The organism is Effusibacillus pohliae DSM 22757, from assembly GCF_000376225.1.
GTDB classification, from domain to species: Bacteria; Bacillota; Bacilli; order Tumebacillales; family Effusibacillaceae; genus Effusibacillus; species Effusibacillus pohliae.
This window is the reverse complement of record NZ_AQXL01000120.1, coordinates 43,428-56,568: the sequence shown is the minus strand read 5'-3', so window position 1 is coordinate 56,568 and position 13,141 is coordinate 43,428. Positions and strand designations below refer to the sequence as shown.

General features: G+C 54.3%; 10 protein-coding genes. 9 read left to right on the top strand and 1 reads right to left on the bottom strand.

The features are described 5' to 3' along the window. Positions 1 to 43: 43 nt before the first annotated feature. Positions 44 to 805: a DUF6431 domain-containing protein gene (locus tag C230_RS22540; RefSeq protein ID WP_156807416.1), complete on the bottom strand. Its 762-nt coding sequence runs from the start codon at positions 803 to 805 to the stop codon at positions 44 to 46. A 622-nt stretch (positions 806 to 1,427) separates the two neighbouring features. Between C230_RS22540 and C230_RS0109805 the strand changes: the two genes are divergently transcribed. The 9 genes from C230_RS0109805 to deoC all read left to right on the top strand — a co-directional run bounded on the left by C230_RS0109805 (position 1,428) and on the right by deoC (position 12,995). Further along, positions 1,428 to 2,876: a Wadjet anti-phage system protein JetA family protein gene (locus tag C230_RS0109805; RefSeq protein ID WP_018131865.1), complete on the top strand. Its 1,449-nt coding sequence runs from the start codon at positions 1,428 to 1,430 to the stop codon at positions 2,874 to 2,876. 118 nt (positions 2,877 to 2,994) lie between these two features. Further along, positions 2,995 to 3,603 carry a DUF4194 domain-containing protein gene (locus C230_RS0109800; protein ID WP_018131864.1) on the top strand — a complete coding sequence of 203 codons (609 nt, stop codon included), beginning with the start codon at positions 2,995 to 2,997 and terminating at the stop codon, positions 3,601 to 3,603. Continuing rightward, the gene (locus tag C230_RS0109795) at positions 3,572 to 6,940 is read left to right on the top strand and encodes an ATP-binding protein (RefSeq protein WP_018131863.1); all 3,369 of its coding nucleotides are present in this window, start codon (positions 3,572 to 3,574) and stop codon (positions 6,938 to 6,940) included. Before C230_RS0109800 ends, C230_RS0109795 begins: the two co-directional genes overlap by 32 nt. A 17-nt stretch (positions 6,941 to 6,957) precedes the next feature. Then, positions 6,958 to 8,235: a Wadjet anti-phage system protein JetD domain-containing protein gene (locus C230_RS0109790; protein WP_018131862.1), complete on the top strand. Its 1,278-nt coding sequence runs from the start codon at positions 6,958 to 6,960 to the stop codon at positions 8,233 to 8,235. Positions 8,236 to 8,375: 140 nt separating this feature from the next. Continuing rightward, positions 8,376 to 9,335, top strand: a complete 960-nt coding sequence (gene prmA / locus C230_RS0109785) for a 50S ribosomal protein L11 methyltransferase (RefSeq protein ID WP_018131861.1) — start codon at positions 8,376 to 8,378, stop codon at positions 9,333 to 9,335. Between the two features lie 27 nt (positions 9,336 to 9,362). After that, a complete protein-coding gene (locus C230_RS0109780; protein WP_018131860.1) occupies positions 9,363 to 10,175 on the top strand; it encodes a 16S rRNA (uracil(1498)-N(3))-methyltransferase in 813 nt (270 codons plus the stop codon). A 5-nt stretch (positions 10,176 to 10,180) separates the two neighbouring features. Next, positions 10,181 to 11,554, top strand: coding sequence for a tRNA (N(6)-L-threonylcarbamoyladenosine(37)-C(2))-methylthiotransferase MtaB (gene mtaB, locus C230_RS0109775; protein ID WP_018131859.1), 1,374 nt, complete (start codon positions 10,181 to 10,183; stop codon positions 11,552 to 11,554). Positions 11,555 to 11,805: 251 nt separating this feature from the next. Next, positions 11,806 to 12,237 (top strand): NUDIX hydrolase, encoded by a 432-nt coding sequence (locus C230_RS0109770; RefSeq protein WP_018131858.1) that lies wholly within the window; start codon positions 11,806 to 11,808, stop codon positions 12,235 to 12,237. Further along, positions 12,234 to 12,995 (top strand): deoxyribose-phosphate aldolase, encoded by a 762-nt coding sequence (gene deoC / locus C230_RS0109765; RefSeq protein ID WP_018131857.1) that lies wholly within the window; start codon positions 12,234 to 12,236, stop codon positions 12,993 to 12,995. The genes C230_RS0109770 and deoC overlap by 4 nt, the downstream gene beginning before the upstream one ends. Positions 12,996 to 13,141: the final 146 nt, after the last annotated feature.

The window sequence follows — 13,141 nt, the reverse complement described above, 5'->3', positions numbered from 1 at the left end:
GAGACGCCGCGAGTGAAATCAACAGGACAGGCTCTGTGGTATTTTAGCCGTGTACCGTCACCGCCAGGGAGAAGCAGAGACGATTCAAGCCGTGAAGAAATCGGATGTTTCGAAAGGCCGGGATTCGCTCTTGAACCGCTTGCCATGCGCTCTGTAGCGTACTCCACAGCGATGGGGAGCGTGAGAGCGTCAAATGAGGAACCCGCGCGAGCAGCCAGGTCCATAAACCGGACTCCAACTGGGTCAGCCGTTCGTTCCATGCCCGGACGAGACTTGCGATGGTACGCTCGCCAAAACCGCCGCCCGGCAGGGATTGGGACGCCTCCGCTACCGCCTCGACGGTGCCCCCTTGCTGGACGGCGTCCACCAGATCTTCTTGCAGATCTAGCGCCAGACGCTGGTACGGTTCGAGGAAAGCGGGGATGACGGAGTGAACATAGCCACAACCGGGGCAACGAAAACGGAAGATGCAGATTCGTTGGCATGAGGAAGACGTAAAAACCGCGCGCCAGTAATGGCTATGCCGATGAGGCATCCGCTCGCAGGGGCACCCTGCCGGACAGCGTTTGGGGCGATCTTCTTCCGGAAGGCCGTGCGTGCCGACCAGCCTGAGATACGCTTCCAAGTCCGAATGCCAAGGCGGTAGCGCCTGTTGCGCGGTCGGCGAACAGGCAGACAGCGGCAGGCTGCAAGGGGGGTGGCGGTAACCTCCCCTGCGTATACGAATGGTATCGCTTTGGTCTCGAATCAGGCCGCCGTGGCGCCACATCGGATCACGATGGATACAGTCGGACGGATGCGACACCTTTACCGCCTCTTCGATGACGATAAAGGGCTTTACTTTTGTCTTCTTTTCCACTACAATTGTTGTGAGCGAAAGCTTGGTGCGAAGGAAGACGGGGGCTGCTAATCCTTAACCGTCTTCCTTTTTATTTTTTGCTTTCGCCGCTCCTTAGACAGTGATTGGCGTTACAGCCTCCGGCTGCATATGTCATTCATTGTCTCTCATCTCCGTCATTCTTGGCAAGAAAAAACCGCTCGTTTCCAGACAAGGAAACTGAGCGGCAACAACATGTAACAACCGATTGGCTTTTGGGGAAGACAGACAATCCACTGATAACTGCTGTGATGCTGAGAAGCGTTGAGCACTTGAACAGGTTTGTGCTGGCATCGTCTTTGTGGGCGCTGATAACTGCTGTGATGCTGAGAAGCGTTGAGCACCAATGACAACATCCATCATTTTTTCAGAGTCCCCCGCCTGGTAACTGCTGTGATGCTGAGAAGCGTTGAGCACTGATGAAAAGAATGAATTATCTTACCACTCTGGAACTCGTGGTATCGTTTGCTATACTATACAATTATGAATAAGTGGTAAGTAATCCCACAAAAATGGCCATACTTCTCTAACGGAGGATTAGCCTTCAAAAATGAAACTGTTTGACGTTTTTCCGGAGCGTTTCTTTTATTTGTTGACCGGTCCAAACAAACATCTGTACGCGGAAGCTTTGCTTCTGTTGTTTGAACAGTCCCGCAGGGAACGGTTCGGCATCCGTTTGGATGTCATGCGGGACTTGTTGCAGGAGCTGATCGAAACACACAGGGAATTGGGGCTGGAGATCCAACTGGATGTTGAAGAGGAATCGGTCGGTTCTGACGGTGGACATGGCGATTTGCAAATTTCGCTGGAGGAATTGTCGCGGGCGCAGGCGAACGCGTTGATTCGCCGGATGGAAAGATTGAAGTGGATTTATCTGGAAGTACGGGATCAGTTCCAACAGTATATTGTGCTGCCGCACTACACCAGCCGGATTTTGTCTTTGTTTCAGGAGCTTTGCGAAGCGAGAACGGTGGAATACCAGCGGTTTGCCTTTGTCACGTATGAAATCCTCACCGGACAGGAGGCGAAACGCCGCCCCTGTTTTGCCGTGCGGGAGGCCAGGCAGTACACGCTCCAGTTTGAGCAGGAATTGATCACGCTCTACAATGATATGAAACATCACATGGAACAGATGGTGCAAAAAACGACCATCCAGGAAGTTTTGGATCACCACTTTGAAAAATACAAATCGCAAATTGTTGACAAGAGTTACCATCGCTTGAAAACCTCCGACCACGTGTCGCGCTATCGGTTCCAGATATTGCAGACTGTGCAGAATTGGCTGTTGGACAAGGATCTGCTTGAGGAAACGATCGAAGACGGGCTGCGAAGCGAGTTTTATCAATCCCGGGAGGAGGCGGAGGCGGACATCCGCGACGCATTGTACCGGATCGAAGAGACGTATAGCGGATTGGACGAGATTTTTTATCAAATCGATCTCAAACATAACCAATATTTGCGTTCATCCTATGATCGGGCGCGTTACTTGAGCCAACAGCACCATGGGTTGGTTCAACAATTGGCGTATGTTTTGGAACGGCTCTCCGGTTTGTGCAACAACATGTCGCCGGATGAGTGTCCTTGGCCGGAATTGTTCCGCTTGCAACAAGTGGAGGTTCTGAATGAAGGCTCTCTTTTTTCTCCTCGCCGCAAAAAATTGCCCCACCAGCCGGCTGTTCATGTGGTGCAGCCGATTCCGGACGAATTGAAAAAACAATTGCGCCAGGAGAACCTGGAGCGCATGCGGCATGCGATCACACGCAAAAAAGTGGAGAGCTATGTATTTGACAGGCTGGGAGAGCGGCAAGAGATGGAACTAGAAGAGTTGGCACCGACGAATCTGGAGGAATTTTTGCTTCTCACGTATGTTTACCTGTTCGGACAGGATGGCGCTTCCGCTTTTGAGTTGAGGCGTTCCAGCGAACGGCGTATTTTGCATATCGGACAATACCGTTTTACCAACCACCGCATTGTCCGAAAGAGGAGACGCCAGCATTGAGCCCATCCGAAAAAAGGGGCGCCAGCATTGAGCCTATCCGAAAATGGGGCACCAACATTGAACCTGCCCAAAAAATCGGCGTTCGCGTTGAATCTATCCGAAAAAAGAGGTGTCAGCCTTGATCCTAACCGAATTGAGCGAACTGGAACAAGAGCGCGTCCGCTCCGTGATCAACCGCTTAATCGCAGTCAATTTTCTGGTCAAAGAGAGAGAACGGGAAACGTATTTGACGATTCGCCGGCATCGAGCGGAGTTGGAGCGTTTTTTTCAGTTTCTGGGCTGGGATCTGGTCGTGGATGAACGGCATGAATGTGTTTTCCTGCATGCACCGGACAGCCGGCTGCGACGCGGCTTGAATCGGGACCAAAGCATCTGGCTGTTGACCCTGCGTCTCATTTACGAGGAAAAAAGGCAGAGTTTGTCTCTCAGCGAATTTCCGATGACGACCACCCATGAGATCCGCGGTAAATACGAAACATTCCGGATTCCGTGGCTGAACCGAACCCAGCTTGAAAAAATGGTCCAGTTGTGCACGCGTTACCATCTGCTGGAGCCCCTGGACAGCGACATCCGGTCGGACGAATGCCGGTTCCGGCTGTTCCACACCTGGATCTATGTGGTGGATACCGATGAGCTGCAGACGATCCGCGGGAAAATTGAACGGTACGAGGCGGGCCAGGAAGGAGGTTTGCTGGATGAAATGGATGAAGAAACTGCGGTTGATTAACTGGCACTATTTTGTGGACGAAACGCTGGAATTCGGCAAGCAAACCTTGATCACGGGAAAAAATGCGGCCGGCAAATCGACGATCATCGACGCGATGCAGGTGCTGTTTGTCGCCGATCAGAGGCAAATCCGTTTCAATGCGGCCGCACATGATGAGGCCAAGCGCTCGATGATCAACTATTTAAGGGGCAAGATTGGCAATGACGAGCGAACGTTCTTGCGGGATGGCGATTTTACCTCTTACATAGCCGCCGAATTTCGGGACGACGAGAAAAAGGAATCGTTCGTGGTCGGTGTGGTGATCGACGTTTTTCGGGACCAGTCCTATGAAGAGGAATATTTTATCCTGGCAGACCGGCGGCTTGCAGAAGTCGAGTTCCTGAAATCGTCCGGGCAACTCCGCAACCGTGAGGAATTCCGGCGTTTCTACGGGGGCGGAATGCGCAGCCGCGTGATTTTTGAGCGCAACAAAGCGAACTACCAGAAAGCGCTGCTGGCTCGCATGGGACAAGTTCACGAACGGTTTTTTTCCGTTTTCACGAAAGCTTTGTCATTCAAGCCGATCCAGGACATCCGGGCGTTCGTCTATGACTATATCCTGGACAAAAAGGAACTGCAGCTTGACCTGATGAAACAAAATTTTGAGATCCATGAGCGATACAGACAGGAACTGGAGGAACTTCAGAAACGAAAAGAAAGTTTGCACGCCATCCGGGAACGGTTCAATCAGTATGCGAGGCTGCGCGAAACGGTGAAGGAACAGGACTATGTGATCCGCAGGCTGAAGTTTGTCCTGGAACAGGAAATCCAGGAGCAATTGCAAAAGGATCTGGATCACTACCAACAGAAGCTGCAGCAGATGGAAGCGGACATCGAATTGGCGCTTCACAAGGTGGATGAAGCGAAGCAGCAAATGCAAGCGGCCTATCAGCGCTGGCAGAATCATCAAGTGGAGCGGCAGAAGAAAGAATTGGAAGAACGAATCGCACAGTTGACAATCGAACAGGAGCAGTTGCGGCGTACGCTCGCTTTATTCGCGAAACGTTTGCGGCAGGAGTTGCAACTGCTCGATTCCCTGTCGCAGTGGCCCGGCAACGAACTGTGGCAGTGGGAAGCACGCGAGCGTGAAAATCTGGAGCGGTTGCGGGAAACGCTCGCCTACGCACTCGCCCAAATCGAACAGGAACAAATAGTGCAGGCGGAAGCGGATGTGAGACAGGCATTCCAGGAAGCAGGTGCGTTGCTTGCCGCGCTTTATCAGCGCACATTGATCGCTGCATCCCGCGCCGCCGATCAACTGCAAGAAACTGAAACGAAAATTGCGGAACTGGAAGAGATCATTCGAGATCTTGAAAATCAGAAGCGAACCTACCCACCTTCGGTGCATAAACTGAAATCGCTGTTGGAACAGCGGCTGGGCGACAGGTCGAAAGTGTGGATTTTTTGCGAGGAAATGGAAGTGCGGGACGAATCCTGGCGGGATGCGATCGAGGGGTACCTGAACACGCAAAGGTACGATTTATTAGTGGAACCGCATGTGTTTGCGGAAGCGCTGGCGGTGTACGAGCGGGAAAAATGGACCTGGAAGCTGGAGGGTGTCGGACTGGTCGACACGGAAAAAGAACGCAAGTATCTGGGGACCGCGGAGCGCAACTCGCTGGCGGAAGAGCTGACGGCCAATCATCCCGTCATCCGCGCCCATCTGGAACATTTGCTGGGCAAAGTGATAAAAGCGGAAAACGAGCAGGAACTCCGCAAGTATCGGACAGCCGTCACCCGCACCTGCATGGTGTACCACAATCTGGTCGCCAGACAGATTCCGAAACGGCAGTATGAAGTTCCTTTCATCGGGGCGAAAGCGATCGTCCGGCAATTGGAAATCAGGCGGCGGGAACTGACCGAGCTCAAAAGCCAACGGGATCGTCTGCTCGCGACCAACCGGGAGCTGACCGATTGGACGAGCCGGCTCGCCGAGAAGCAGTCGCAGTATGCTTCTCTCAGTGAACATCTCGCCCTGCCGACGGAACTTGATACACGCCGCCGCGAGTTGGAGACTGCCCGCGAGCAATTGGAAACGCTTCTCCAATCGGATGACTTCAATGAGGTCGAACGGCTGAAAGCAGCCTACGAGGAATGGCGGAAAGCGGAACAAGATTGGGCAAACCGGTATGTCCGGCTGGAAAAAGAGAAAACAAAATTGGAAACGGAGCAGATGCAAAAAGATACACAGTTATTCATTCAACGGAGGAAAGTGCGGGAAGCGGAAGAGCACTGGCAGCAATGGCGGGAGGAACACGGTCCGGAAGCGGAGCAGCGAGCGCTGGTGCGTTGGGAAGATGCCACCCGGCAGAATCTTCCCACGGCGAAGAAAATCGAGAACTGGGAAAACAACTGGAAAGGGAACCAGACCCGCCGCGACCAGGAATTTCTGGATCTGCAAAAACTGCGGCAGCAGTTCAACTTTGTCTACTCATTCAACGGACCTGTCGCCGGGGAAGACAACGAAGTCTATGAAAAACTTCTGCATGATATTGAACATCTCGATATTCCGGAATACCAGAAGAAGGTGGAAACGGCGCTGAAAGAGTCGGAAGAGGAGTTCAAGTCGCATTTTGTTTTCAAGCTGCGGGAGGCCATCCAGATGGCACGGCGCGAATTCGACGAGTTGAATTACGCGCTTCGAAACTTTCCTTTTTCCGAGGACAGGTATCACTTTGAAGTGACGGCCAGCGAAAAGTACAAAAAATTTTACGATGCCGTGATGGACCCGCTGCTGCTAGAAAGAGGCTCGTTGTTTGAGATGCCGGATGACGAACGGGTCGCCGTGCTGCATGAACTTTTTGAACTGCTGGTGCGGGGGGAAGCGGGGGATCTGGAGGAATTCACCGATTACAGGCGCTATCTCGATTTTGACATCATTGTAACCACCCGCGATTCACGCTACAGGTTCTCGCAGGTTTTGCGGGAAAAATCGGGCGGGGAGACACAGACCCCGTTTTACATCGCGATTTTGGCGTCCTTTCATCACCTGTATCGTTCCGGCAAAACGATGCGGCTGGTGGTGTTTGACGAAGCGTTCAACAAAATGGACGAACAACGGATTCAATCCAGCCTGCGTCTCATCAAGCAGATGAACCTGCAGCTGATCGCCGCTGTACCGGACGAGAAAATGCAGCATATGGCGCCGGAAGTGACCACGACGCTGATCGTGAACAGGCACGAATACCAATGCTTTGTTGATCTGATTGACCGCTGGGAGGACGGCGAACAGGAAGCGGCAACGGCAGGCGGTCAGGCTGAGGAATCCCCCGATTTGCAACAGCAGACGTTATTCTGAGTGCCTGAGGTGTGATCATGGCGCAGTCTCCTGGTGAACAGCAATTTAAAACAAAATTTCAAAAACAGGTTCTCTCGTTCCTTCTGGAAAAATATGAACGAAGCCAGGCGTTCCGAACCGGGCAGCCGTCTTCGCAGAGGCCGCAGTTCGCATTAAAAGGAAGCCCGTTTCAAAAAGATTATTTTGACGAAATGGACTTCCGGAAGCGAGTGTGGATGAACGATGTACTGTTGGAACTGGAGCGGCAAGGGCTCGTTTCGTTGGCGTGGGCGAAATTTCAGGAAGGATCTGAGCTTGCGAAAGTCTATCTGGAAACGGATTCGATGCCAAAAGCGTACTCCCTGGCGGGAATCAAACCAAAACTGGCAAAAATGGAGCGAATGCGGGAGATTCTCAAGCCGCTGTCATGCCACCCCTGGGAATGGGTGAAGCGATGGTGGCAGGAAGCGGATCAAAAGTTGGCGGAACGCAGCAGCGGCGGCTTGGATTTGGACGATCCGGAAGGATATGAAGGTTTGGTGAAAGTGCTGCTCGCGCTGACCGGGATTGAAAATACAGGAAAGCCAAAGCGGTTGCTCAGCCAGGAGTTGTTCCGGGACAGCAAATATTTTGAACGGCATGTCCAGAAACGCCTCCTGTCACTGCTCAAAAAATACGGCGATACGGAATTGGAGACGGATGAGGAGTATCTTGACAGCATCGGCATCGTCGACAATCCAAAAAGCGTTTGGCTTTCTGGTGCGCTGGACTGTCAGGTGCAGGGACGGACTGTGGCCACAGAGGGATTTTTCGGCGGAGTAGGGCTGTCGGCTGAAACTGTCAAGGGGATGGAGATCTTCTCGGTGCGCGCGGAACGAGTTGTGACGATCGAGAATCTGACCAGTTACCATCAATGGGTGCAGCGGCGGGCCGACCGGCAGGAGTTGGTCGTGTATATCGGCGGGTTTCCGCACCGTACCTTGCAAATTTTTCTTGAAAAATTGGCCGGTTATTTGCAGCGCCATCAACCGGACATGTCGGTTTGCCACTGGGGTGACATCGATTTGGGCGGCATTCGCATCTTTGAATATCTGAAGACGAATTATTTCCCGCAACTGCGGCCGATATTGATGGACGGCGCAACGTTGATGAAATACAAAGACGGGGCGGTTCCCACGGATCCCGCCTATTTATCGAAAATAAAGACGATGCTGGAAGATCCGCGGTATGCGGATTGGCGCGAAGTGCTCCGTTTGATGGAACGATACCGAATACGGATTGAGCAGGAGAGCGTGAGCGACGTTCCTGTTCAATAAAATTGATTTTCCCCGCCACTTGATGTATGATGAAATGTGGCTTTTCGGCCGCCGGGCTGTCAAAGCGTGACTCAGACAGCTTAAACCTGCGCCGCGGCGCGGAATGGAGCCGAGCTGCGATGCGCAATGGAGGATTTCATGTGAAGTGGACGGAAGTGACAGTTTGGACCAGTCACGAGGCGAGCGAAGCGGTGTCGGAACTGCTGACGCGGCTTGGCGCCGCCGGCGTGGCGATTGAAGACCGCAATGATCTGGACGTGGTTCGCAACAATCCTTATGGAAACTGGTATGAAGTGACGGATGATCTGGTTCCGGCGGAGGGTGCCCGCGTGTCTGCGTACTTCCCGGAACTGGTCGATGTCGCTTCTTTGGTCAATAAAATCAAACAGGAGCTGGCTGCCTTCACCGGGTATGGGCTTGATCCCGGGCGCGGTGAAGTCGCGACCCGCGAAGTGGACGAAGAAGACTGGGCCAACGCGTGGAAACAATTTTTCAAACCGGTGCGGGTGACTGACCGGCTGACGATTAAACCCACGTGGGAGCCGTATGAGGCCGCTCCCGGAGAAATCATCATCGAGCTTGATCCCGGCATGGCATTTGGCACCGGCACCCATCCGACCACCGTTTTGTGCCTGCGGATGCTGGAAAAATGGCTCCCTGCCAACGCGCGCGTGGTGGATGTCGGAACCGGCACCGCGATTCTCTCGATCGCTTGTGCAAAATTGGGCGCCGAGCAGGTGCTGGCGCTCGATTTGGACCCGGTCGCCGTCAAGGTGGCGCGGGAAAATGTGGCGCAGAACCATGTCGACGACCGTGTGGCCGTGCGGGCAAACGATTTGCTGCGGGGGATCGACGGTCCATTTTCTCTCGTGGTCGCGAACATTCTGGCGGACATCGTGGTCCGCATGATCCCGGACGCCTGCAGGGTGCTCGAGCCGGGCGGGCTGTTCATCGCGTCCGGCATTATCCAGGAAAAAGCGGACTGGGTGCGCGGGCAGATGGAACAACAAGGGTTTGCCGTCAGGGAAATGCTCACCGAGCAGGATTGGACCGTGCTGGTGGCGGAAAAAACGCCCCTTGGCGGGAAAAACGGCCTGTAGGATTCGGAAAAAGAGCGGGAGGCCGACATGCAGCGATATTTTGTTTCGCCGGAAGCGATCGAAGCCGGGCAGGTGCGGATCACGGGCGACGATGTGAAACATATCACGCGCGTGTTGCGGCTGCAGCCTGGCGCAGAGGTGATTTGCGCCGATGGTTTGGGCCGGTCGTATCGCGTGCGATTGACCGAATTCGCTTCCGGCCAGGTGGTCGGTGAGATCGTCGAAACGCTCGCCGAAAAAGTGGAACCGGAGGTAAAACTTACGCTGGTCCAGGGACTGCCGAAAAGTGATAAAATGGATCTGATTGTGCAAAAAGGGACGGAACTGGGCATCGCCTGTTTTGTGCCAGTCGAAACGGAACGCACAATCGTTCAGTATGATGCAAAAAAAGAGAGCAAGCGCCGCGAACGCTGGCAGCGGATTGCCAAAGAAGCAGCGGAACAGGCGCATCGCCTTGTGATTCCGCACATCGCGGACGTGGTTTCCCTGCGGCAGTGGCTGGCCGAACAGGCTGCTTCGCACGATCTGATTTTGCTGGCGTACGAAGGGCAGTCCGGCGTTGGTTTGCGGTCGGCGCTGAACACGTTTACAGCTGGCGGTGCATCCGAACAGCAGGACGTCGATGACCGGCGAGTGATCGGCGGCGACACCCCCCGATTGCCCCGGTCGGTCGCGCTTCTGATCGGGCCGGAGGGCGGCTTTGCGCCGCAGGAAGTTGCGCTTGCGGAAGAACACGGGGCCCGCATTATCACATTGGGCCCTCGCATATTACGGACTGAAACCGCGGGGCTGGTGGCTGCCGCGATCATTTTATACCATTTTGGACAGATGGGAGGGTGAAACGGATGTCAACAGTGGCATTTCACACGCTGGGCTGCAAGGTGAATTCGTACGACACGGAAGCGATCTGGCAGCTGTTCAAGCGGCGCGGGTACACGCAGGTCGATTTTCACGACATCGCCGACGTGTACGTGATCAATACGTGCACCGTGACCGATACGGGCGACAAAAAATCGCGGCAGATGATCCGCCGCGCGATCCGCCGCAACGAACACGCGACGGTGGTCGTCACCGGCTGCTATGCGCAAATGGCGCCCGATGAGATTTTGGCGATTCCCGGTGTCGATTTGGTGATCGGAACACAACACCGGGAGCAGATCGTCGACCTGGTCGAGAAAGTGCAGGAAGAAAAGAAACCGCTCAAATTCGTGTCTTCCGTCCGCTCGCAGCGGGAATTTGAAGAGCTGGACGTGCCGGAGTTCCAGGGGCACACTCGCGCATTTCTGAAAATCCAGGAAGGCTGCAATAACTTCTGCACGTTCTGCATCATTCCGTACTCGCGCGGATTTATCCGCAGCCGGAAGCCGGAGAACGTGATCAAACAAGCGGAAAAACTGGTGGCAGCGGGCTATCGCGAAATCGTCCTGTCCGGCATACACACCGGCGGTTACGGGGATGACCTGGACGGCTACACACTGGCCGATTTGCTGGTCGACCTTGAGAAAGTGGAGGGCCTGCGCCGGATTCGGATTTCTTCGATCGAAGCGAGCGAAATCGACGGCAAAATGCTGGAAGTCCTCACCCGTTCGGAAAAAGTCTGCCGCCATCTGCACATTCCGCTGCAGTCCGGTTCCAACTATGTGCTCGACCGGATGAACCGGAAATACACGGTCGAGGAGTTTGCCGCGAAACTGGTGGAACTGCGGAAAGCGCTGCCGGATCTGGCGATCACCAGCGACGTGATCGTCGGCTTCCCGGGCGAAACGGACGACCATTTTGCAGAAACGTACAACTTCGTCAAGGATCAGCGGTTTGCCGACCTGCACGTCTTCCCGTATTCGAAGCGGAAAGGGACGCCGGCTGCCAAATACAAAGACCAGGTGCCGGAAGCGGTAAAGGAAGCCCGCGTCGCGAAATTGATCGAGCTGGCCAACCGGCTGCAGGTCGAGTATTCGGCGAGGTATGTCGGGCAGGTTCTGGAAGTGATTCCGGAAGAGATCAATGCGGAAGGGATGCTCGAAGGCTATTCGGACAACTATATCAAAATCGCATTCCGCGGACACCCGGACATGCTCGGACAAATCGTGTCCGTGCGGCTGGACGAGGCGAAAGCGGACGTTTCGCAGGGGACCTTTGTCGAACAAGTGACGTTTCAGCCTGCCGCGGCGACGGAAAGCGTGCCGACCGGTCTGATTCCGCTGGACATGGTGCAAGCGTAAGTCTATTTTTTCCCCCGCCCGGACGCTGTTTCGGGGCCTCATCAAAGCTGCTCGTCGCTTTGGTGGTGCACCGACGGCGTCGAGTGGAGCGGGGTTTTCTCTTTTACTTAGCCATGATTTTCGATGCGCCCGCTCCATTGGTTGCTGGAATTGCCGCAAGCGGCAACGGAAAACGTACTTGAGAAGGGAAGTACTCGTTCGTTGTCAATCTGATGCAGCTCACTTATAATGTTTGAAGCGGAGGTGGCGGAATGAAAGAGTATTCGGCAGGAGGAGTGGTTTATCGGGAAATCGACGGCCGGATCGAGCTGCTCCTAATCCATGACCGGTTTGGAAAAATGACTTTGCCCAAGGGCCATTTGGAAGAAGGGGAGACGCAAAAACAGGCGGCCCTGCGGGAAGTGGCGGAAGAAACAGGGATTCAGGCGAAAATTGTCGGCGATCCGCTCGGCGTGATTTCGTTTGATTTTGATGTGCCGGGTAAAGGAACCGTTACGAAAGAGGTCACCTATTACCTGATGCAAGCCGTTTCCGGCGAAACCAAAGCGCAGGAGGAAGAGATCCGAGACGTGTTCTGGTTTCCCGTTGACGAGGCCCTGCAAGTTCATGCGGAACGGGGATACGAAAACAATAACGTGATTCTGGAACGGGCGATCAAAAGGCTGGAGGGAGACGTGTCATGAAGCAACAGATTGAGGAAATTCGCAGCAAGCTGGAATCGGTTATCGGGCCGATCCAATCGGAAACAGGAGAATTTGTTCCGCTTCCGCCAGAAAAATTGGCCTCTGCAATCGACCATACCTTGTTGAAACCGGATGCAACCCCGGATCAGGTGAAGCAGCTCTGCCGGGAGGCAAAACAATTCCAGTTTGCGTCCGTCTGCGTAAATCCGGTGTATGTGCCGCTTGCGGCTGACGAACTGACCGGAAGCGGGGTGAAAGTGTGCACGGTGATCGGTTTTCCGCTGGGAGCGACCGGATCGCCCGTGAAAGCGTTTGAAACGGAAAATGCGATCGCAAACGGCGCCACCGAAGTGGATATGGTGATTCCGGTAGGCCTGCTGAAAGCGGGCGATTACCGGGCCGTCCTGGAAGACATCCGGGCGGTTGTCCGGGCGGCAAACGGACAAGCACTGGTGAAAGTGATTATTGAGACCAGCCTCTTGACAGAGAAAGAGAAGATTGCCGCATGCTTGCTGGCGAAGCAGGCGGGCGCCGATTATGTGAAAACTTCGACCGGGTTCAGCAGCGGCGGGGCAACCAAAGAGGATATTGCACTGATGCGGGCGGCAGTCGGACCGCGGATGGGAGTCAAAGCATCCGGCGGCATCCGGACGCGGGAAGCTGCATTGGCCATGTTGGCAGCCGGCGCCACCCGCATCGGAGCCAGCGCGTCGGTTGCGATCGTGCAAGGAAACCGGTCGGCCGGCGCGGGCTATTGAGCCGGTCCATATAAATTAGGAAAACCGTCCATAATGAAGAGGAAAGTATTCTTCCGAGGAGAGTTTCTCTTGGAAAAGGGGAAATTCTCCTCTTGTTTTTTTGCGCCAAGAGTCGTACTATTTTTGTAAAGGATATAAAATTCGGA

Excerpts from the sequence above, each read along its gene's own strand:
- deoC (WP_018131857.1), top strand. The coding sequence starts at position 12,234 with ATGAAGCAACAGATTGAGGAAATTCGCAGCAAGCTGGAATCGGTTATC.
- C230_RS0109780 (WP_018131860.1), top strand. The coding sequence starts at position 9,363 with ATGCAGCGATATTTTGTTTCGCCGGAAGCGATCGAAGCCGGGCAGGTG.
- C230_RS0109770 (WP_018131858.1), top strand. The coding sequence starts at position 11,806 with ATGAAAGAGTATTCGGCAGGAGGAGTGGTTTATCGGGAAATCGACGGC.
- mtaB (WP_018131859.1), top strand. The coding sequence starts at position 10,181 with ATGTCAACAGTGGCATTTCACACGCTGGGCTGCAAGGTGAATTCGTAC.
- C230_RS0109795 (WP_018131863.1), top strand. The coding sequence starts at position 3,572 with ATGAAATGGATGAAGAAACTGCGGTTGATTAACTGGCACTATTTTGTG.
- C230_RS0109790 (WP_018131862.1), top strand. The coding sequence starts at position 6,958 with ATGGCGCAGTCTCCTGGTGAACAGCAATTTAAAACAAAATTTCAAAAA.
- C230_RS0109805 (WP_018131865.1), top strand. The coding sequence starts at position 1,428 with ATGAAACTGTTTGACGTTTTTCCGGAGCGTTTCTTTTATTTGTTGACC.